The sequence below is a fragment of the Rhodoluna sp. genome, from assembly GCF_044239955.1.
Lineage (GTDB): Bacteria > Actinomycetota > Actinomycetes > Actinomycetales > Microbacteriaceae > Rhodoluna.
Window position 1 is genome coordinate 1 of sequence record NZ_JBIIAL010000006.1, and the last position, 19,694, is coordinate 19,694.

Annotated in this window: 21 protein-coding genes and 1 tRNA gene; 15 read left to right on the forward strand and 7 right to left on the reverse strand. The window is 49.3% G+C overall.

Features of this window, described 5'->3' with window-relative positions; genetic code table 11:
* The 12 genes from mfd to ilvA all read left to right on the forward strand — a co-directional run.
* On the forward strand, window positions 1-3,155 hold a 3,155-nt coding region (mfd, locus tag AC9UFE_RS03390), incomplete at its 5' end, for a transcription-repair coupling factor (RefSeq protein WP_509545632.1).
* A complete protein-coding gene (locus tag AC9UFE_RS03395; protein ID WP_509545634.1) occupies window positions 3,148-3,837 on the forward strand; it encodes a nucleoside triphosphate pyrophosphohydrolase in 690 nt (229 codons plus the stop codon). The genes mfd and AC9UFE_RS03395, both read left to right, overlap by 8 nt.
* Window positions 3,838-3,893: 56 nt before the next feature.
* Window positions 3,894-5,102, forward strand: coding sequence for a histidine--tRNA ligase (hisS, locus tag AC9UFE_RS03400; protein WP_509545636.1), 1,209 nt, complete (start codon window positions 3,894-3,896; stop codon window positions 5,100-5,102).
* A gap of 88 nt (window positions 5,103-5,190) precedes the next feature.
* Window positions 5,191-6,468 (forward strand): phosphopyruvate hydratase, encoded by a 1,278-nt coding sequence (gene eno / locus AC9UFE_RS03405; protein WP_509545638.1) that lies wholly within the window; start codon window positions 5,191-5,193, stop codon window positions 6,466-6,468.
* An 8-nt stretch (window positions 6,469-6,476) separates the two neighbouring features.
* The gene (locus AC9UFE_RS03410; protein WP_509545640.1) at window positions 6,477-6,938 is read left to right on the forward strand and encodes an FtsB family cell division protein; all 462 of its coding nucleotides are present in this window, start codon (window positions 6,477-6,479) and stop codon (window positions 6,936-6,938) included.
* Window positions 6,925-7,419, forward strand: a complete 495-nt coding sequence (locus AC9UFE_RS03415; RefSeq protein WP_509545642.1) for a DUF501 domain-containing protein — start codon at window positions 6,925-6,927, stop codon at window positions 7,417-7,419. Before AC9UFE_RS03410 ends, AC9UFE_RS03415 begins: the two co-directional genes overlap by 14 nt.
* Complete coding sequence (locus AC9UFE_RS03420; protein WP_509545644.1) at window positions 7,407-8,624, forward strand: S8 family peptidase; 1,218 nt, start codon at window positions 7,407-7,409, stop codon at window positions 8,622-8,624. The genes AC9UFE_RS03415 and AC9UFE_RS03420 overlap by 13 nt, the downstream gene beginning before the upstream one ends.
* A 12-nt stretch (window positions 8,625-8,636) precedes the next feature.
* On the forward strand, window positions 8,637-9,956 hold the full coding sequence (locus tag AC9UFE_RS03425; RefSeq protein WP_509545646.1) for an NAD(P)/FAD-dependent oxidoreductase: 1,320 nt from the start codon (window positions 8,637-8,639) through the stop codon (window positions 9,954-9,956).
* An 18-nt stretch (window positions 9,957-9,974) separates the two neighbouring features.
* Window positions 9,975-10,047, forward strand: a tRNA-Leu gene (locus AC9UFE_RS03430).
* 108 nt (window positions 10,048-10,155) lie between these two features.
* Complete coding sequence (locus AC9UFE_RS03435; RefSeq protein ID WP_509545744.1) at window positions 10,156-10,719, forward strand: LemA family protein; 564 nt, start codon at window positions 10,156-10,158, stop codon at window positions 10,717-10,719.
* 18 nt (window positions 10,720-10,737) lie between these two features.
* Window positions 10,738-11,619: a M48 family metalloprotease gene (locus AC9UFE_RS03440; RefSeq protein WP_509545648.1), complete on the forward strand. Its 882-nt coding sequence runs from the start codon at window positions 10,738-10,740 to the stop codon at window positions 11,617-11,619.
* A 52-nt stretch (window positions 11,620-11,671) separates the two neighbouring features.
* Entirely contained in the window at window positions 11,672-12,925 is a 1,254-nt protein-coding gene (gene ilvA / locus AC9UFE_RS03445) for a threonine ammonia-lyase (RefSeq protein WP_509545650.1), read from the forward strand.
* Here ilvA and greA read toward each other — a convergent pair.
* Together greA and AC9UFE_RS03455 are read right to left on the reverse strand one after the other, a co-directional pair.
* A complete protein-coding gene (gene greA / locus AC9UFE_RS03450) occupies window positions 12,922-13,401 on the reverse strand; it encodes a transcription elongation factor GreA (RefSeq protein WP_509545652.1) in 480 nt (159 codons plus the stop codon). The genes ilvA and greA overlap by 4 nt on opposite strands.
* Before the next feature lie 17 nt (window positions 13,402-13,418).
* A complete protein-coding gene (locus tag AC9UFE_RS03455; RefSeq protein WP_509545654.1) occupies window positions 13,419-13,805 on the reverse strand; it encodes a DUF4307 domain-containing protein in 387 nt (128 codons plus the stop codon).
* Window positions 13,806-13,846: 41 nt separating this feature from the next.
* Between AC9UFE_RS03455 and AC9UFE_RS03460 the strand changes: the two genes are divergently transcribed.
* A complete protein-coding gene (locus tag AC9UFE_RS03460) occupies window positions 13,847-14,080 on the forward strand; it encodes a hypothetical protein (RefSeq protein ID WP_509545656.1) in 234 nt (77 codons plus the stop codon).
* Here AC9UFE_RS03460 and trhA read toward each other — a convergent pair whose 3' ends face one another.
* Entirely contained in the window at window positions 14,081-14,767 is a 687-nt protein-coding gene (trhA, locus tag AC9UFE_RS03465; RefSeq protein ID WP_509545746.1) for a PAQR family membrane homeostasis protein TrhA, read from the reverse strand.
* A 71-nt stretch (window positions 14,768-14,838) separates the two neighbouring features.
* On the opposite strand from trhA, the gene uppS reads away from it, so the two are divergent.
* Window positions 14,839-15,600, forward strand: coding sequence for a polyprenyl diphosphate synthase (uppS, locus tag AC9UFE_RS03470; RefSeq protein ID WP_509545658.1), 762 nt, complete (start codon window positions 14,839-14,841; stop codon window positions 15,598-15,600).
* 64 nt (window positions 15,601-15,664) lie between these two features.
* Window positions 15,665-16,144 carry a prepilin peptidase gene (locus AC9UFE_RS03475; protein ID WP_509545660.1) on the forward strand — a complete coding sequence of 160 codons (480 nt, stop codon included), beginning with the start codon at window positions 15,665-15,667 and terminating at the stop codon, window positions 16,142-16,144.
* On the opposite strand, the gene AC9UFE_RS03480 is transcribed toward AC9UFE_RS03475, so the two are convergent.
* The 4 genes from AC9UFE_RS03480 to xseA form a co-directional block, all read right to left on the reverse strand.
* On the reverse strand, window positions 16,122-17,510 hold the full coding sequence (locus AC9UFE_RS03480) for a class II fumarate hydratase (protein ID WP_509545662.1): 1,389 nt from the start codon (window positions 17,508-17,510) through the stop codon (window positions 16,122-16,124). The two genes, AC9UFE_RS03475 and AC9UFE_RS03480, sit on opposite strands and share 23 nt — an antisense overlap.
* A gap of 105 nt (window positions 17,511-17,615) precedes the next feature.
* Window positions 17,616-18,182 (reverse strand): DUF4245 domain-containing protein, encoded by a 567-nt coding sequence (locus AC9UFE_RS03485; RefSeq protein WP_509545664.1) that lies wholly within the window; start codon window positions 18,180-18,182, stop codon window positions 17,616-17,618.
* Window positions 18,179-18,403, reverse strand: a complete 225-nt coding sequence (locus AC9UFE_RS03490) for an exodeoxyribonuclease VII small subunit (RefSeq protein ID WP_509545666.1) — start codon at window positions 18,401-18,403, stop codon at window positions 18,179-18,181. Before AC9UFE_RS03490 ends, AC9UFE_RS03485 begins: the two co-directional genes overlap by 4 nt.
* Window positions 18,404-18,421: 18 nt before the next feature.
* Window positions 18,422-19,651: an exodeoxyribonuclease VII large subunit gene (xseA, locus tag AC9UFE_RS03495; RefSeq protein WP_509545668.1), complete on the reverse strand. Its 1,230-nt coding sequence runs from the start codon at window positions 19,649-19,651 to the stop codon at window positions 18,422-18,424.
* Between the last annotated feature and the right edge of the window lie 43 nt (window positions 19,652-19,694).

A 19,694-nucleotide genomic window follows, 5' to 3' on the forward strand; every position in this document is an offset into this window, starting at 1 on the left:
TACGAGCAGCAATTCAACCCGTGGTGGCAGGGCTTGATAAGTTTCCACCTCTCGAACTGGTAGCTGGCAAAGAGTACCTATTGCCCGAACTTTCGTTGAAGCTTGTCGAGCAGGCCTACCAAAGAGTCGACATGGTCTCCAAGCGTGGAGAGTTTGCTGTGCGAGGTGGAATTCTTGACATCTTTCCAACCACCGCGGAGCACGCAGCACGACTGGAGTTTTTCGGTGACGAACTCGAGGAGATCCGGGAATTTTCAGTTTCGGACCAGAGATCCTCTGCGGTGAAACTCGATGCGGTTACTTTGTTTCCAGCTCGTGAGTTGGTGATCACACCAAATGTGGCTTCCAAGGCACGAGAGATGATGCACGAGTTTCCAAACCTGTCAGCGATGCTGGAGAAAATCTCGTTGGGTATTCCTGTTGAGGGAATGGAATCGCTAGCCCCAGCGCTAGCTGATGGCATGGTTTCAATCTTTGACTACCTTCCAAAGCTCTTGTCGGTTGTTGTGTTATCTCCCGAGAAGGCGGCAGCAAGAGCTGCCAGCCTGGTAGAGACCAACGAGGAGTTCTTGCACGCTGCCTGGGACGCGGCGATGGATGGCGCATCGGCACCAATAGATCTGTCAGGCGGTGGCTTCATTGACTTTGTTAGCTTCACTCAAAAGTTTTCCGAGTTTCAGGTAGTTACTATCTCGCCGTTCGGCCTTGATTCGGAAGAAGTTGTGAATCTTGGAATTCTAGAAGTTCCAAACTTTAAAGGGCTCGAAGCCTCAGCCCTTGAGTGGGTATTGGATCAACTTGGTCAGAAGCACCTTGTAGTGATCTCATCAGAAGGCTTGGGCACAAACGAAAGACTCAAAGAGTTACTGGTTCAAGCAGGCGCAAACGCCGTGCTTACAGACACTATTCCTGACGAACCAAAACCAAACACTGTTTACTTGATTCAGTCTCAAATCAGAAAGGGCCTGGTTTCAGAAGCCGCAAAGCTCACCGTTCTTACTCAACTGGAGTTTTACTCTAAGAGTTCATACTCTGCTCCCCAGGCCAGGAAACTTGCTGTCAAGAGAGGTCAAGCAGTTGATCCACTAACCCTCAAATCTGGCGACTACGTGGTTCACGAGATTCATGGCATCGGGAGATTCAAGGAGCTAATTCAGCGAACCAGCGGTGTTGGGGCCAGGGTTCACCAGCGAGAATACTTGCTGATCGAATATGCATCCTCAAAAAGGGGTTACCCAGAAGACACCCTGTTTGTTCCAACCGATCAGCTGGATATGCTCACCAGGTATGTCGGGGCGGAAGCGCCAGTTATTTCAAAGCTCGGCGGCTCTGATTGGGCGCGTGCCAAAGGTAACGCCAGAAAGGCAGTGCGAAAGATTGCAATAGATCTAGTGAAGCTTTATTCGGCCAGGATGAACTCTGTCGGATACGCTTTTGCGTCGGATACTCCTTGGCAGCATGAGCTCGAAGAAGCTTTCGCTTTTCAGGAGACTCCGGATCAGCTCACCACAATAGAAGAAGTCAAAGCGGATATGGAAAAACCAATTCCCATGGACCGCTTGCTAGCAGGTGATGTGGGGTACGGGAAAACAGAAGTTGCCATCAGAGCAGCCTTCAAGGCCATCCAAGATGGCAAGCAGGTTGCCATGCTGGTGCCAACAACCTTGCTGGCAAGACAACACACCGACACAGTCATGGATAGATTCTCTGGATTTCCGGTGAACGTGAAATCACTTTCTCGTTTTCAAACCGCCAAAGAAGTCCGCGAAACAATTGCTGGTCTAGCTACCGGTGAAGTAGACATGGTGATTGGAACCCATCGGTTGCTTTCTGACAGTGTGAAGTTTAGAAATCTTGGATTGATAATCATCGACGAAGAACAGCGCTTCGGAGTTGAACATAAAGAAAAACTCAAAGCTCTAAAAACAAATGTTGACATTCTCGCCATGAGTGCAACTCCTATTCCAAGAACTTTGGAAATGGCAATTACCGGAATAAGGGAAATGTCCACACTTGCAACCCCACCAGAAGATCGCCACCCTATTCTTACCTTCATTGGTGGCTATAGCGAGAAGCAGGTAGCGGCAGCGATTAGACGAGAGTTGATTCGCGAGGGTCAAGTGTTCTTTGTTCACAACAGGGTTGCGACAATCGAGAAAACCGCTAACGATCTTGCCAAGTTGGTTCCAGAAGCGAGAATTGCGGTGGCTCACGGACAGATGCCCGAGGCGGCTCTAGAACAAGTTGTCGTTGATTTCTGGGAGAAGAAGTTTGACATCCTGGTGTCAACCACCATCATCGAAACCGGAATCGATATTCCAAATGCCAACACTTTGATCATTGACCGCGCTGAGCACTTTGGGCTTTCGCAGCTCCATCAAATCAGAGGTCGCGTTGGGCGCTCCAGGGAGCGTGCCTACGCCTACTTCTTCTATGACCCGAGCAAGCCTCTTAGTGAAACCTCTCATGACCGACTAGCCACCATCGCTCAAAACAATGAGCTGGGCGCTGGAATCCAGGTGGCCTTAAAGGACCTTGAGATTCGTGGCGCTGGAAACCTACTGGGCGGGGAACAGTCCGGGCACATCGCTGGAGTGGGCTTTGATCTTTACCTTCGAATGATTGGTGAGGCGGTAGCTGACTTCAAGGGAATCAAGATTGATTCGCCTGCTGAGCTAAAGCTTGAAATCCCTATTGATGCGCACATCCCTCACACTTATCTAGACAGTGAGCGGCTAAGGCTAGAGGCCTATCACAAGCTCTCGGCAGCGTCCGGGGAAACAGGTACTAAGGAAACTCTTCAAGCAATTCTGGCCGAATTGGAAGACCGCTATGGTCCCGCCCCAGAGCAGGTGAAGAATCTACTCCTTGTCACCGAGCTAAGGCAAATTGCCAACCGGTTAGGCCTAAAAGATGTTAACTTGCTTTCAAACATGATGCGCATACAGCCTGTTGAAATGACCGAATCTATTCAGGTGAAGCTGTCGCGAAGCTATCAGGGGCTAAAGTATTTGCAATCGGCAAGAATTCTTCAGATTCCAATTCCTGCTGCGATAGAGGCTGGCACTTCAACCACCCAAGCCTTAATTGATTTCACACACAGGGTTTTCCAAGACATAACCGAAATTCAAAAGGAAGTAGAAGTAAATGACTAACCTCGATGAGCTAATAACAACAGCCAGCAAATTGCGAGCTCCAGGCGGCTGCCCTTGGGATGCAGAGCAAACTCATCAATCACTTACCAAGTACTTGATTGAAGAAAGCTATGAGCTGGTCGAGGCAATTGAATCAGGAAACCGCGAGCAAATTCTGGAAGAGCTAGGCGATGTTTTATACCAAGTGATTTTCCATTCCGACCTTGCCCAGTCTGGATCCTTAGGGGAGAGCTTTAGCATTCAAGACGTTGCAGAGTTATCTACAAAGAAAATGAAGGGACGTCACCCGCACGTCTTTGGAACCCCAGAAGAACTCGAACGCTACAAAGCCGACACTGGTGAAGAGGTTATGCAAAATTGGGACGCCCACAAACAGCGTGAGAAGCCTGAGCGAGAAAGCGTGCTAGATGGGATTCCTAAAGCTTTGCCTTCCTTGATTCTCGCCGACAAGGTAATCGGCAAAGCCCAATCGCTTGGTGTGCTGGGAACTGAGGAACCAGGCGCAATTGAGATAAGCGATGAAGATCAGCTTGGAGCCTTGCTTCTTGCCTTAGTCTTGGCCGCAAAATCTAAGGGTCTTGACGCTGAGCGAGCACTTCGCGAAAGCGTCAGGGAGTTAGAAGTTGAGATCAGACAGTTTGAACTAAGCGATGATTTTGACGCTGGAGTAATAGGTAAGTAGCCAAAGCACTAGCTTGCTAACGCAAGTTTTTTGCTCTGGTCTGCCAGACTGGAAATATGGCTCAGCAAATCAACCCACCTCGTGGCATGCGTGATTTTCTGCCGGTTGAAAAAGCCACCCGAGATCAGCTACTTGGAAAGATCTTGGCTAGCTATCGCTCGTTTGGTTTTCAGGAAATCGAAACTCCTGCCCTTGAAAACATTGAACGCCTCACAAGTAGTGATGGCGGGGATAACGAAAGCTTGGCATTTCGGGTCCTCAAAAGAGGCGAAGAGCTAGAGGGGGCACTGGGTAAAGGTGCTGACCAGCTTTCTGATCTTGGATTGAGGTATGACCTCACTGTTCCTTTGACCAGGTTCTACGCAACCAACCAGTCAAAGCTCCCTAAAATTTTGAAGGCAATTCAAACCGGCCCAGTATGGCGAGCGGAGCGTCCGCAAAAAGGTCGTTACCGACAGTTTGTTCAGTGCGATATCGACATCATTGGCGACGAGAGTTCTTTAGCTGAAATAGAAATCCTAAATGCGAGCTTGCACTCGCTAGAAAGCATTGGGATCTCAACTGCAACTATTCGAGTCAATCACCGTGAACTTCTCTCTCGCTCTATTCAAGAACTTGGCATTGCAGCCAAAGATCACTCTCGAGCGATGATCACTATCGACAAGCTAGACAAGATCGGCATCGATGGGGTTTGCCTTGAGCTCAAGGAAAGATTCAACGACGAAGTTGCAGCTAAAGCCAAAACTTGGCTTGAATCACTTGCTGGCAAGCAAGTGGTACCTGAGCAATTGGCAGCGGTTTTTGCAGGGCTTGAGCAGTTTCATCCAGGCAAGCTCCGATTTGACCCGACACTAGTTCGAGGCATGGGTTACTACACCGGAATCATCTTTGAAATTGAACACCCAGAATCTGGGAGCTCAATCGGTGGCGGCGGTCGCTACGACGGAATGGTTGGCAAGTGGCTAGGTGAAGATGTCGCGGCTGTTGGAATCTCGCTGGGCTTTGAAAGAGTTGCGGACCTTGTGGATGCAAAGTTGTCAGAAAACAAGAACCTAGTTTTGGTTTTCGAACAGTCGGATCTGCAGAAAGCCTTAGCTACTCAAGCTCAGGCGATTGAAGCTGGTTACCAGGTGAGGCTAGAGCCGAAACCAAAGAAGCTGAACAACTTGCTAGATAGCTTGAAGCTACAGGGTTTTTCTTCCTTTGCGAGCCTTGAGAAGCCCCATGAAGGCTTCAAGGGCTTATCAATCAAACCCATAGCCTAGGGCCAGTCAAACTAAACTAGTAGTGTGCCAACGGCGGCAACTGATAATCACATTGGAATTTGATTTCCACCAACTAAGGAGAAACCCCTTGTCACTTATCGAAGCCATCGGTGCTCGCGAAATCCTCGACTCGAGAGGTAACCCAACTATTGAAGTCGAGGTTTTACTAGATGACGACTCCTTTGGTCGTGCGGCTGTTCCGTCTGGCGCCTCTACCGGAGCTTTCGAAGCTCACGAATCAAGAGATGGCGACAAGTCCAGATTTCTAGGCAAGGGTGTCCAAAAAGCCGTTCTTCGAGTCATCGGAGAAATCGACGAGGCGCTGGTTGATTTTGATGCTACCGATCAGAGATTGGTTGATAACGCCCTAATCTCCCTTGATGGAACCGACAACAAATCAAACTTGGGTGCCAACGCAATTTTGGGTGTTTCTCTAGCGGTTGCTAAAGCTGCAGCTGACAGCAGCGGCTTGCCTCTTTATCGGTACCTCGGTGGACCAAACGCTCACACGCTTCCTGTTCCACTTATGAACATCTTGAACGGTGGCGCTCACGCTGACAACGGCGTGGATGTTCAAGAGTTCATGATTGTTCCAATTGGTGCCCCGACCTTCTCAGAAGCGCTTAGGTGGGGAACCGAGGTTTACCACTCTCTAAAGTCCTTGCTGCAGTCCAAGAACCTTTCAACCGGTCTAGGTGACGAGGGTGGATTCGCTCCAGATCTTCCAACTAACCGCGCAGCCCTGGAATTGATTTCAGAAGCCATTGAAAAAGCCGGTTACAAAGTCGGAACCGACATTGCCATGGCACTTGATGTTGCCGCCACCGAGTTCTACAAAGACGGTAAGTACCACTTCGAAGGCAAAGCTCACTCGGCCGAAGAAATGATCACTTACTACGAAGGCCTAGTAGCTGCCTTCCCATTAGTTTCCATCGAGGACCCACTAGACGAAAATGACTGGGATGGCTGGGCAGCAATGACCAAGCGCCTCGGAGACAAAGTCCAGCTAGTTGGCGATGACCTGTTTGTCACCAACCCAGCAAGACTCCAAACCGGAATCGATAAAGGAACTGCAAACAGCATTCTGGTAAAAGTAAACCAAATCGGCACCTTGACCGAGACGCTGGACGCAGTCGCTCTTGCTCAGCGCAACGGAATGACAGCAATCATTTCGCACCGGTCCGGTGAAACCGAAGACACTTTTATTGCAGATCTAGCAGTAGCTACCAATGCCGGTCAGATTAAAACAGGTGCTCCGGCTAGAAGCGAGCGAGTGGCTAAGTACAACCAACTGCTGCGCATTGAAGAAGAACTTGCCGACGCGGCTTACTACCCAGGAGCCAAGGCTTTCAAAAACTTTCGCTAGGAAACTAAATGAGAATCACCGGTCGGCTAAATAGCTACACGCTAGCGCTACTGGCGGTAATCCTTATTGGAATGTTTACGCTAGCTCCAGGCATACAGATCTGGTACGAACAACGAAGAGAGATTGCTGACTATCAAACGCTAGTTGAGCAGGCTAAGCAAAATCTAGAGGGTATGCAGCAGGAGCGTCTTCGTTGGGATGACGAGGTATACATCCGCGCACAAGCAAGAGATCGACTCTACTTTGTCATGCCAGGTGAAGTCAGCTTCCTAGTAATGGATGCTGAAGGAATTGACCTCTCTGATACTTCTGGAACAGTAGGTGCGATGCTAGCGGAGCAAAGAAAGAGCAGCGGATTTAGCCTTGAGGTTTTAGCCAGCGAAACGAACTGGGTGGAAGCACTTTTGGAATCAACTTTGCGAGCGGGCCTGGAAGAGCCTAATCAGGAACCAACCAGTGCCACTGAGTAGTGCAACAGATAAAGACCTCGAAGCTGTCACCAAGCAACTTGGAAGGCCCGTAAGGGACATTGTGGCTATTGCTGCAAGGTGTTGCTGTGGCAATCCGGTTGTGGTTCAAACCAAACCGAGGCTCGAAGATGGCACACCTTTTCCAACCGTTTATTACCTAACTTTGCCGGCTGCTACATCAGCGGTCTCAACTCTTGAAGCAGAGGGGCTCATGACAAAGCTTCAAGATCAACTTGGTGAAGATGAAGATCTTTCCAAGAATTACCAAAGCGCGCACCAAAGCTATCTTTCGGATCGAGCAGAGCTCGGTGTCGTCGAAGAAATCGAAGGTATTTCCGCTGGTGGAATGCCAACTCGCGTGAAGTGTCTGCACTCCCTTGTCGCTCATTCTTTAGCCAAGGGCCCTGGCGTAAACATCATCGGCGACCTCGCTCTAGAGGCCTGTAGTTGGTCACCAAGTAGGTGCGTATGCGAAAGCTAGTTGTTTTGGCAGCATCGGTGCTGTTAACTGTAGGCCCATCGAGCGCGGCAATGGCAGATTCGGTTCGCGACCAACAGTACTGGCTCGATGACTATGGTTTTACCAGCGCGTGGGATTCAAGTCAGGGTGAGGGCGTCAAAATAGCGATCATTGATACTGGCATTGACTCCACCCACCCGAGCTTGCAGGGCGCCGTGGTTGGCGGCACAGACATGTCGGGGCTTGGATCAAGTGATGGTCAAACACCAGTGGGAAGCAACAGTTATCACGGAACAATGGTGGCGTCCATTGCGGCTGGTCGCGGTGAGTCCGAAATAATCGGTGTTGCACCAAAGGCCGAATTGCTTTCGGTCTCTATCGCATTTGGAGTTGAAGGACTAGATACTGATTCCCAAATTGCTGATGGCATAATTTGGGCGGTAGATAACGGTGCGCAAGTCATAAATCTTTCACTTACTAGAAACTCTGTTTCCTGGCCCGAAAGTTGGGACCAGGCATTCCTATACGCATTTGAAAATGATGTTGTTGTTGTGGCGGCGGCAGGAAACAGGATAGATGGAACCGAGCAGGTATCGGCGCCCGCAAGCATACCTGGTGTTATTTCGGTTGCTGGACTAGATAGAAATGGCCTGCCCTCGGAAAAATTTTCAACAAATGGATTAACTATTGGTGTTACCGCACCAGCTGAAGAATTGATTGGCGCGTTTCCTGGTGGCGAGTACCGAATGTGGTCAGGTACCAGCGGGGCCACGCCAATTGTTTCTGGAATGGTAGCTCTAATCCGATCAATGTATCCGGACATGGATGCGGCCAATGTTGTCAATCGAGTTATCAGCTCGGCGAGTAAGAATGGTTTTGAGGGCTACTCAACAAGCTACGGTTACGGGGTAATTGACGCTAATCAGGCGCTACTAGCCGAGATTCCCCCAGTAACGGAAAATCCCCTCGGCTCTTTGGAGCAGTGGATCGAACTCTATAGAGCCAGTACCGACAAAGAAGCTGCCCCAGGAGATATTGTCAGCCCAATTCAGGCCCCGACTCCAATCACGTCTTTTGAAGAACCAATAACTGCTGCTCCCTGGTACTCGGATATCAGCAATTGGCTTCCACTTGCTGGCTATGCTGGTCTAGGGCTTCTTGCAACATTCTTGTATTTTGCCTTTCGGCCAGCTGGCCACAGCCCAAAAGAAGAAAAACGAAAGTAGTAAATTAGTTCAATGCCTAGAATCTTGATCGTTGGTGGCGGCTATGCCGGTTTCTACACCGCAAAGAAGCTTGAAAAGTACCTTGGTAAAAATGAAGCTGAGGTGACCCTTGTAGACCCCCTGCCTTATATGACCTACCAGCCCTTCTTGCCCGAAGTTGCCGCCGGATCCATTGAACCAAGGCACGTTTTGGTGTCCTATCGCAGGCACCTAAAGCGCACCCGCATTGTTGGCGGAAAAGTGAATTTCATCAATCACAAGGAAAAAAAGGTAACGGTTTCGAGCCCAAACCTAGATCCTTACGAGATTGAGTATGACCAGATTGTTGTGACCGCAGGAGCGGTATCCAGAACTTTCCCAATTCCTGGTGTTGCTGATTTGGCAATCGGCATGAAAACTATCGAAGAGGCAATGGAGGTCCGCAACCGCTTGCTAACCAACTTCGATCGAGCTGCCAGCTTGCCAGCTGGAGCGGAGCGTCAAAAACTGCTTACCTTCGTTGTAGTTGGTGGAGGTTTTGCGGGTATTGAGACTTTTGCTGAGATGCTGTCTTTGGCTACCTATCTATTGCGCTACTACAAGAACATCAAATTTGACGAGGTTCAGTTCCATCTCGTCGAAGCGATGAGCCGAGTCATGCCAGAGGTTTCTCTAAAGACCAGCCAGTGGGTTGTGAAGAACCTGCAAGATCGAAACGCCAAAGTTCACTTGGACACTCAGCTGCAGTCGGCTGAAGGTGGATTTATCGAGCTTTCCGATGGCCTCAAGATTGAAGCAGACATCATCGTTTGGACCGCTGGAGTTATGGCAAACCCTGCAGTTAAGAACACCGATTTGCCTCTCGACGAAAGAGGAAGAGTAACAGCAGACACTTCACTTCGAATTGTTGATGGCGAAAACATCATCGCTGATGCTTGGACCGCGGGAGACAACTCCGCCGTCCCAGATCTTTCTGGAGACGGGGTCGGGGGCTACTGCGTTCCAAACGCTCAGCACGCCGTTCGTCAAGGAAAGCTGCTCGCTAAAAACTTGGTGGCAAACTTGCGTGGCGAGGGAATCAAACCTTACTTCCACAGAAACATGGGAGCGGTTGCCGGCCTTGGAATTGGAGTCGGAGTGTTCCAGTACCGAAACCTTGCTATCACCGGGTTGCTTGCCTGGTTCATGCACCGCGGTTACCACGTGCTTGCAATGCCGATGTGGGAGCGCAAGTTTAGGGTTCTAGGCGGTTGGATTGCTAACTTCTTGCTAAGTCGCGATGTTGTGTCTATTGCAGCTAGCAAGGACCCTCGATTAGCCTTTGAAACCTGGGCCTCTAGACCAAAGAGCTAGAAGAACTTGGATTCCAAGGCCCCCGTAGCCCAATGGCAGAGGCAGACGACTTAAAATCGTCACAGTATGGGTTCGAGTCCCATCGGGGGCACACCTATTAGTTTTCTGTGAGATTAGCGCTAACAGCCAATTTTTGAGCTTTCTGACCTAACATTTTTGTAAGGAACACACTTCATAACCGATAGGAATTTTCGTGGATATTGCTCTTTTAGTACTGGTTGGTCTAGTTGTCCTAGTTGGAATCTGGCTCTGGTCTACCTATAACGCTCTAGTGGCACTCAATGTTCGAGTTGATGAGGCCTGGTCTGATATTACAGTCCAACTAAAGCGCAGAGCGGATCTTATTCCTAATCTGATCGAAACCGTAAAGGGTTACGCAGCTTACGAAGGCAAAGTCTTTGACGATGTCACCAAGGCCCGTGCGGCTACCGTTTCACCAGAAGCCCTTGCTCACCCGGAGCAGGCAGCCAAGGCAGAGAATATGCTGCAGGGCGCACTCAAGTCATTGTTTGCAGTTGCCGAGGCATACCCGCAGCTACAGGCAAGCCAGAACTTTTTGCAGCTTCAAGCAGAGCTAACCGACACCGAAGACAAGATCATGGCATCGAGGCGTTTCTATAACGGTGGAGTGAGAGAGCTCAACACCAAGGTGTTGCAGTTCCCACAAAACTTCTTTGCAAAGGGTCTTGGTTTCCCAGCTCGCGAGTTCTTTGAGGTGGCCGATGCTGCAAGCATCGCAGAGCCGCCAAAGGCTAGCTTCTAAACTCAAGAGAAAAGCAATATGTATTCAGCAATCGCTGCTAATAAGCGCAACACGATAATTATCATTGGCTTGTTCGTTGCGCTTTTGAGTGCGATTTCAATTTGGTGGGGCACAGCTTCCGGTAACGGATCATCTGCACTGTTCATCGTAGGCTTTGTTTTGGTTTACACAATTTTTCAGTACTACATGGCAGGAAAGATCGCCATTGGTATGACTGGAGCAGTTGAAATACAGAAGTCTGATAACCCTCGTCTTTGGCGCACCGTGGAGAATCTATCGATTGCCGAAGGTATCCCGATGCCAAAGGTTTACATCATCAACGATCCTGCCCCTAATGCGTTCGCAGCAGGACGAGATCCTGAGCACGCAATCGTGGCGGCAACCACTGGACTACTAGTGATCATGGACGATAACGAGCTCGAGGGAGTTATGGCCCACGAGCTAGCTCACATCAGAAATTACGACATTCGAGTAACAACCATCGTCTTTGGCTTGGTTAGTGCTGTTGGAATCTTGGCAGATTTTGCCATTAGAGCCGCTTTCTTTGCGGGAGGCAACAGATCTAGAGACAATGCTGGAGCAGTATTTCTTATGGTGGGAGTTGTGGCAAGCGTTATTGCATGGTTCATTGGACCCATTGTCACGGCTGCTGTTTCCCGTCAACGCGAGTTCCTAGCTGATGCAACCGGCGTTGAGATCACCCGCTACCCAGAAGGATTAGCCAGCGCACTCCAGAAGCTGGGCGAATATGGCCGCCCAATGCAGAAAGTGAGCGCATCCATGGCTCACATGTTCATGAATGATCCAATCAAGCCTGGGTTCACCGAGAGGCTATTTTCTACTCACCCTCCGATCCCTAAGAGAATCGAACGTATTCAGGAAATGGGCACTAAGTTCTAGCCGCAAATCTAACTAAACTTGGGTCTTAGGCAATTTTTCCCGAAAGGCACCAATGACTACTCAATCCCCAGTGGTAGTTCCTACGCTGTCTGATTTTGAGACCGTGCTTGCGAATGTGAGAAAAGTTGCCATTGAAACCCCAACTCTTCACTCAAATTTTCTTTCTGACCTAGTTGGTCAACAGGTTTACCTAAAGTGTGAAAACCTTCAGCGCACCGGAGCATACAAAGTACGAGGCGCGTACAACAGAATGAGCCACCTCAGCGCAGCAGAGAAGAAACAGGGCGTTATCGCAGCGTCGGCTGGAAATCATTCGCAGGGTGTTGCCTTGGCTGCAAAAAAGCTCGGAATCAAAGCCACTGTTTACATGCCAATCGGTGCATCCTTGCCTAAGGTCGAGGCCACCAGAAACTACGGAGCAAGGGTTGTTCAGCATGGCGCTACTTTTGCCGAGTGCCTAAAGGCTGCTCAGGAAGAAGCCAAGAACACTGGTGCAATCTTTATACCGCCATTTGATCACATCGATGTTGTCATGGGCCAAGGAACAGTTGGTTTAGAAATTCTCCAGCAACACCCAGATGTTTCAACAATTGTCGTTGCGATCGGTGGAGGGGGGCTGGCCGCCGGCGTCGCCGTGGCGGCCAAGCTTGCAGCTGCGGCTCAGGGCAGAAAGATTAAAGTAATCGGTGTGCAGTCAGAGCACTCAGCCGCCTACCCGGCATCTCTTAGGGCTGGTAAGGTTACCGAAATACAGACCACACCAACCATTGCCGATGGAATTGCTGTTTCCAAGCCGGGTCGTGTGCCATTCGAGCTCATCAAAAAGTACGTTGACAAAGTGGTAACCGTTTCGGAGAACGATATCGCCAAGGCCATCTTGGTTCTTCTGGAAAGAGCCAAGCAAGTTGTAGAGCCAGCTGGAGCGGTTGCAGTAGCGGCTCTAATGAGCGGGAAAGCCAAGGCTAAAGGCAAGACCGTTGCTATTTTGTCCGGTGGAAATATGGACCCGCTTTTGCTTCAAAGAGTTATCCGCCACGGTCTATCTACATCCGACCGTTACACCAACTTCTCAGTCATGCTTCCAGACCGTCCGGGTCAACTTGCTTTGACAGCTGAAGTGATCGCTGGAGCACACGCCAACGTAATCGAAGTCCTGCATACCCGTCACGGCAATGGCCTTCAGATTAGTGAAGTTGAGTTGAATCTTTCGGTTGAAACAAGTGGGCACAACCATCGCATGGAAGTTGTAAAGGCTTTGGAAAAAGCAGGACTTAGGCCAAAGCTGCAGCCGTCTCGAGAAGACTAGCTGTTAGTCACATCCAGAATCTTGACCTGGATAGTTTTACCATTTGGCAAGTAAACATCTAGCTGCTCGCCGATTTTCTTGCCCATGATGGCGCTTCCAATTGGAGAATCTGGGCTGTAAACCTCAATGTCTTCATCGTTGATCTCGGCGCTTCCCAGTAAGAACTTCTTTTCAGAACCATTTAGCTCAACGGAGATTACTAGCCCCTGCTGCACAATTCCGTGAGCTTTAGGAGCTTCACCAACCTGAGCGGTTGCCAAGATCTCTTCCAGGCGATTGATTCGAGATTCGATCTTGCCTTGCTCTTCCTTGGCAGCGTGGTAACCACCATTTTCTTTGAGGTCACCTTCTTCTCTAGCTTCTTGAATTCTTTTAGCTATGTCGGCGCGAGCAACCGTTAGCAGCTGTTCTAGTTCATTGGCAAGACGGTCGTAGGCTTCCTGAGTTAGCCAGGTGGCATCGTTAGTTTCAGACATAATCTCTCTAGCCTAATTCAGCGACAGCCATCAACCAAGCCCGATACGCCCAGTTCTGTGGTGCGAATGGAGCTAGAAATCACTGTAGAGCGACTCTCCGAAGCCGCCACATCCACTGTCAAGAACCCAACAATTGCAAAGGACTGATTTAACACCGTGAGGTCACAACTGACTGCTTGTCCTGGGTTTCTGGAAACCTCAAAGGTCACATTGGTTGAGTACTCGTCAATTACCTCGTAGGCGATGTCTCTGTGAGTTACCTGATTGGAGTTATCGATGCTTACGAAAATTGCCCAAATCAGAAAAGAAGTGAGCGCCACCGCTGCAATTGAAATAGCCAGAATCCGATCACGGTTTCGAAACCGATCTCGACCGTAGCGTTGCTGGAGAATGTTTTTGCTCACTAATCAAGGTTAACTGAAGATTGTGGCTCATACTTAAGGGTATGAATCAATTAGTAGTTTGGTTAGCCACCGAGGCCCCCAGTGACGTTGTTATTGATGACACCTGGTATAGCCCCGGAGTAGTGGGCTTCTTAGCCACTTTTGGAGTGGCTGGAGCAGCTATCTTCATTATTTTTGACATGACTAGAAGAGTCCGCAGAGTTCGCTATCGCGCAGAGATAGTTCAGAAGCTAGATCTTGAGGAACAGGGCGGAAACCCGCCAAGCTCTAACTAGTTAGGCGAATGAGCCTGGAACTGGGTTCAGGCAGATTATCAACACCGCGCTCCAGTGGCACAAAAATGCCAAAACTGTAAAGCTGTGAAAGATTTCATGAAAGCCGAAGTGTCCCGGGACTGGATTAGGTCTTTTCATAGCGTAGAAAACGGCTCCCAGCGTGTACATCAAACCACCGGCAAGAATTAGAACCATCATCGCCAAGTTAACGTTTATAAAATCTGGCAGGTAAACAACCGCAGCCCAACCCATGACGATGTAGATGATTACATACAACCATCTTGGAGCGCCAAGCCAGAAAATCCTAAAGCCAATGCCCAGCAGAGCCGTTGCCCAAATAGCAATAATCAGTAATAACCCCTTTTCCTGGGGGAGTGCAAGCAAAGTTATTGGCGTATAACTTCCTGCTATTAGCAAGAAGATGTTTGCGTGATCAAATCTCTTGAGGGCTTTCTTGGCCTTCGGTTTCCAGTTGAAACGGTGGTAGATAGCGCTAGTTCCAAACAGCAATATTGAGCTGGCAAAGAAAACTGCCGCCGCAACTTTTGCTGTCAACCCATCAGCCAAAACAACAAGCACCACACCGCCAGCGACGGCAATTGGCAAAACTCCAGTGTGGATCCAGCCGCGCCAGGATGGCTTTAAATCTTCTTCGCTCTTAGTCATTTCAGACAGCGGCAAGTGCATCGGCTCCCCGGGTGTTTGCTTTTTTACCATGGTTCAACTCTAGATGGGTTTCGAGGCGGTAGCCTTGGAATGTGCGAAATCCTGTTTATAGCATTTATGAAGCTCGCCTCGAGCGCCAGCTCGATAAAGACAACATCCCGAAACACATAGCGGTAATGCTTGATGGCAATAGAAGATGGGCCGATAAGAACAATGGCTCAAAAGCCAAATCAGGACACATTGCCGGAGCACAGAAGATATTTGAATTCCTTTCTTGGTGCGATGAGCTGGCTGTCCCAGTTATCACCCTTTACCTTCTTTCAACCGAGAATCTGAAGCAGCGAAACCAACAAGAGCTAGAGGACCTTTTTGTAATTCTGGATAAGTTAGCCAAGGAAATGGTCAACAGAGGCAATTGGAAGATTCGGGTCATGGGAGATCGAAACGCACTGTCTAAAGAATTCTTAGACTCTCTTGAAAAGTCAGAGAAAGCTAGCGCTAATACCAAGGGTGCAACGGTGAACCTGGCCATTGGTTATGGTGGCCGCCAGGAGATTACCGACGCCATGAGATCCATCGTGCAATCCTCGATTGCTTCTGGCGGCGACCTATCAAAACTTTCAGACTCGCTTACGCCCGAATTGATAGCTTCTCACCTTTACACCTCAGACCAACCTGACCCGGATCTAATCATTAGAACCTCGGGTGAGCAGCGCCTAAGCGGTTTTCTGCTCTGGCAATCAAGTAATTCTGAGCTGTACTTCGAGGAAGCACTCTGGCCAGACTTTAGAAAAGTTGACTTTCTGAGAGCTATTCGCGCCTTCACCAGAAGACATCGCCGCTTCGGAGCCTAAACCAACAATTCTTGCTTGGGGATAAGTTTTAACCCCAGCCTCGGTTTCAAAATACCCTGCTTGGGTGTTCGAAAATCTTGCCTCGATATTTTCAGCAGTCGGTCTTGGCTACTTGGCTCTCACTGCTTGGCCGCTAGCCAAGACCGATATTTTGCAACGTCGCCTGCCAAATAAATACGTCCTACCGGCTTTCCCCATCACGTTGATTGGGCAAGTGGCCGCTGGAATTGCCAGTGGCATTTGGTGGAACATGCTTTGGGCAACTGTGGCTATGCTCGCAACTTTTTTGGTTTCTTTGGGTCTAAACCGCTTGGGGTTACTTGGAATGGGAGATGTAAAGCTGATGGCCGCGATGTCTCTGACCCTTGGTTGGTACTCGGTTACCCTTCCGGTTCTCGCGCTACTAATTAGTTTTTTGGTAGCGGGAATCGTTGCCCTAATTCTTCTAGTGCTAGGAAAGATAAAGCTTGGCGGATCAATGCCGCTAGGGCCCTATTTGATAGCTGGTTTTTTTGGAGCGATTACTGTGGGGGCTTGGTCATAGACAGCACGTTTAGTGCTTTGTCCAGATCAGCTTCGCTAATTTCGCCTCGCTCAACAAAACCTAGGTCAATAACGGCTTCGCGAACGGTGATGGACTTTTCCACTGAATACTTGGCAATCTTGGCTGCGGCTTCGTAACCAATCACCTTGTTTAGGGGCGTTACGATTGCTGGACTTGATTCAGCCAAAGCCAAAGCACGGTCCGTGTTTACCTTCAGGCCTTCAATTGTTTTGTCTGCAAGAACTCTAGAAGAGTTTGCAAGTAGCCTGATCGATTCAAGCAGCGAATTTCCCATAACAGGAATTCCAACATTGAGCTCGAAGTTTCCGCTGGCTCCAGCCCACGCAACAGTCTGGTCGTTTCCAATAACCCTTGCACAAACCATCAAAACTGCTTCTGGAATGACAGGGTTTACCTTGCCGGGCATGATCGAGGAACCTGGCTGAAGATCTGGAATAACTAACTCTCCCAAGCCAGCGTTTGGACCAGAGCCCATCCAGCGCAAGTCGTTATTGATCTTGGTTAGGCTAACTGCCAAAACTCTAAGAGCTCCAGAAGCTTCTACCAGGGCATCTCTTGCCCCTTGAGACTCAAAGTGATCTCTAGCTTCGGTGATCGGTAAAGATGTGGCCTTAGCTAAGAGCTTGATTACTTCTTGTGGGAAACCTTTAGGGGTGTTGATTCCGGTCCCAACAGCTGTTCCACCCAGAGGAACCTCTGCAACACGAGGGATGGTTGCTTGGATTCTTTCAATGCCATATCTAATCTGAGCTGCGTAACCACCAAATTCTTGACCCAGAGTCACTGGGGTTGCGTCCATCAGGTGAGTGCGACCTGCCTTGACGACCTGGGACCAGTTCTTGGCCTTTACTTCCAATTTTCCAGCTAGGTAGTCAAGTGCTGGCAACAGGTCTGAAACGATGGCGGAGGTAACGGCTAGGTGGACCGAGGTTGGAAAGACGTCGTTAGAAGACTGTGAAGCGTTCACGTGATCGTTTGGGTGCACTGCTTCGCCCAGGTGTTTAGAAGCTAGAGAGGCAAGCACTTCGTTCATGTTCATGTTTGAACTGGTACCGGAGCCGGTTTGGTAAATATCTACTGGAAACTCACCATCGTGTTTTCCGGTAATTACCTCATCAGCACTTTTTGCAATGGCGTCAGCAATTTTCTGGTCCAGAACCCCCAGCTTGGCATTAGCAAGGGCTGCTGCTTTTTTGATTTGTGCAAGGGCCGCGATGTGGGCTTTCTCCAGTGTTGAGCCCGAGATTGGAAAGTTCTCAACAGCTCGTTGGGTCTGCGCGGAATAAAGAGCATCCTTAGGGACCTTGACTTCACCCATGGTGTCGTGTTCAATTCGAAATTCCATTGCCGTCCCGCCTAAAACTAGTACCTGAAAATAAGTGTGATATTTACTAAGTAATTTCTTACTTTCACAACCCCTAATTTACTCTCTTTAGCTGATAACTGGGCCCTAGTTTGTTTCAATCATCAAAGAAAGCTGAGTTGCGAAATCTTCCAACTGCTGCCTAGGCGCCACACCGTAAACCAAGACCGCATGATTCTGGTATTCCAGGAGCATCAAAAAGTCCTTTGACTTGGCTGGGGTGTTGGTCTTGGTGGATTCATAGATAGACCAGGTCTGTTCACCAAGAGTTATCTCACCGGTTGGCTTATTTGCCTCAAGCTGAATCTGAATCCAGGTTTGGTTTACATCAAAACCTTGTGTCAGAGCAATGAATTCATTATTTGGCCCGACAAATCCTGCATACCAGCTCGCAACTCCGTCTTGAGCCGCAGATCGATACCGGGCCGCGTTGGAATACCAGTCGACTGGAAGAGTTGGCACCAGCAATTTACCTGGTGCTTCACTTTCCGCCTGAGAAGCAATTTCTTGAAAATCAACCGCCTGAACTCTATTGGAGTCATCGCGCGGAACAGCAAGTATCAATACAAGCATCAGGCCAATGGTTGCCCCTAGAGACAAGAGCAGATTTATTAGCGTCTGCCGTGCACGACGCTTGGCCGCGGCATCGCTCACTCGGACCCAGTTTTCTTAGTCTTGGAAACCTTCTCTAGTTGGTCTCTTGCTCCAGAAAGCCACTTGTCGCAGCGATTAGCCAGCGCCTCGCCTCGTTCCCAAAGTTGCATTGACTTTTCTAGGGTGACTGAACCCGTCTCGAGCTCAGCAACTACTTTGATTAATTCGTCGCGAGCTTGCTCGTAGCTCATGGCCTCGATGTCTTTATTGGATTCACTCATTATGTCTCTAGCCTACTTTCAATCTGCCGTGACCCCGAGGTCGCCTCCGGAGAGCGTGACTCGCAGCTTTTCACCCTTGGAAACTTTCTTCGGGTCAGTGATTACTCCATCCTTGAGGTTTCTAACTACCGCATATCCTCTATCAAGAGTTAGCTTTGGGGACAGCGCTCGAACCTGACCGCGAAGGCCTGCAATTTGCAGCTGTTCTTTGTCCAGGAAGTTCTTTGTCTGGGACTGCAAAGTTGACAGTAACTGGCTGATGTTCAAGAATCTCTCATCGACTATTGTGAACGGGTTCGCAAAAACTGGCCTTGATCTAATGCCAGCTAGCAGCTCGAGTTGGTTTTGAACAAAACCCGAGACCCGTAGAGAAATTCTTTCTAACGCCATAGAAATTTTCTTACGCTCTTCAACTACATCTGGGACTACAGTTTTTGCAGCATCCGTCGGAGTTGATGCTCGGAAGTCGGCAACGTCATCGGTTAGTGGGCGATCATTTTCATGACCGATTGCACTAACAACAGGTGTCTTACAATTCGCCACCGCTCTAACAACTTGCTCGTCAGAGAAAACCAAAAGATCTTGAAATGAGCCTCCTCCGCGAGCGATGATGATTACGTCAACTTCACTATCGGCATCGAGAGCTTGGATAGCTTTAATTATTTCTGCAGCCGCTTTATCTCCTTGAACGGGAGTGTGTTGAATCTTGAATCGAACTTCTGGCCAACGCTGCTTGGCATTTTCCAGGACATCCTTTTCAGCATCGCTGTTAGCTCCGGTAATGAGTCCGATGAGGTTTGGAAGAAATGGCAGCGGTTGCTTTCTTTCGGCAAGAGTAAGACCTTCTTTGATTAGCTGTTGACGCAATCGCTCGATTCTCTCGAGTAGTTCGCCAAGCCCAACTTTTCTAATTGCCAAAACATCCATGCTGGTTTTTCCGGATCTCTCCCAGAAATCCGGATGGACCAAACACACGACACGGTCTCCAGCGGCTAGCTCAGAGATGGTGTTTAGAACATCGGGTCTTCTGGAGTGAATAGAGAAGCCCTTGTCAGCCACCAGGTCACGCAGTTCTCCGAAAAAGACGTCCTTTTTGGGGCTGATTTGAGAGATTTGGCCCTCAACCCAGACATTGCCAAGCTTTGTAATCCAGTCCTTTAAGGAGCTGGTGAAATTGGCCACACTCCAGGGAGTTAGCTCACTAGACACTCTAGATTCAGAGGATTGCTGCAGTTGATCCTCTGACATGAGCGTTCCTTTAGGTGGTTGAGTTATCTCTCGTAAGATTGAG

Excerpts from the sequence above, each read along its gene's own strand:
- AC9UFE_RS03480 (WP_509545662.1), bottom strand. The coding sequence starts at position 17,510 with ATGGAATTTCGAATTGAACACGACACCATGGGTGAAGTCAAGGTCCCT.
- AC9UFE_RS03395 (WP_509545634.1), top strand. The coding sequence starts at position 3,148 with ATGACTAACCTCGATGAGCTAATAACAACAGCCAGCAAATTGCGAGCT.
- hisS (WP_509545636.1), top strand. The coding sequence starts at position 3,894 with ATGGCTCAGCAAATCAACCCACCTCGTGGCATGCGTGATTTTCTGCCG.
- AC9UFE_RS03410 (WP_509545640.1), top strand. The coding sequence starts at position 6,477 with ATGAGAATCACCGGTCGGCTAAATAGCTACACGCTAGCGCTACTGGCG.
- greA (WP_509545652.1), bottom strand. The coding sequence starts at position 13,401 with ATGTCTGAAACTAACGATGCCACCTGGCTAACTCAGGAAGCCTACGAC.
- AC9UFE_RS03420 (WP_509545644.1), top strand. The coding sequence starts at position 7,407 with ATGCGAAAGCTAGTTGTTTTGGCAGCATCGGTGCTGTTAACTGTAGGC.
- xseA (WP_509545668.1), bottom strand. The coding sequence starts at position 19,651 with ATGTCAGAGGATCAACTGCAGCAATCCTCTGAATCTAGAGTGTCTAGT.
- AC9UFE_RS03460 (WP_509545656.1), top strand. The coding sequence starts at position 13,847 with ATGAATCAATTAGTAGTTTGGTTAGCCACCGAGGCCCCCAGTGACGTT.
- AC9UFE_RS03440 (WP_509545648.1), top strand. The coding sequence starts at position 10,738 with ATGTATTCAGCAATCGCTGCTAATAAGCGCAACACGATAATTATCATT.
- AC9UFE_RS03490 (WP_509545666.1), bottom strand. The coding sequence starts at position 18,403 with ATGAGTGAATCCAATAAAGACATCGAGGCCATGAGCTACGAGCAAGCT.
- AC9UFE_RS03425 (WP_509545646.1), top strand. The coding sequence starts at position 8,637 with ATGCCTAGAATCTTGATCGTTGGTGGCGGCTATGCCGGTTTCTACACC.
- trhA (WP_509545746.1), bottom strand. The coding sequence starts at position 14,767 with ATGCACTTGCCGCTGTCTGAAATGACTAAGAGCGAAGAAGATTTAAAG.
- ilvA (WP_509545650.1), top strand. The coding sequence starts at position 11,672 with ATGACTACTCAATCCCCAGTGGTAGTTCCTACGCTGTCTGATTTTGAG.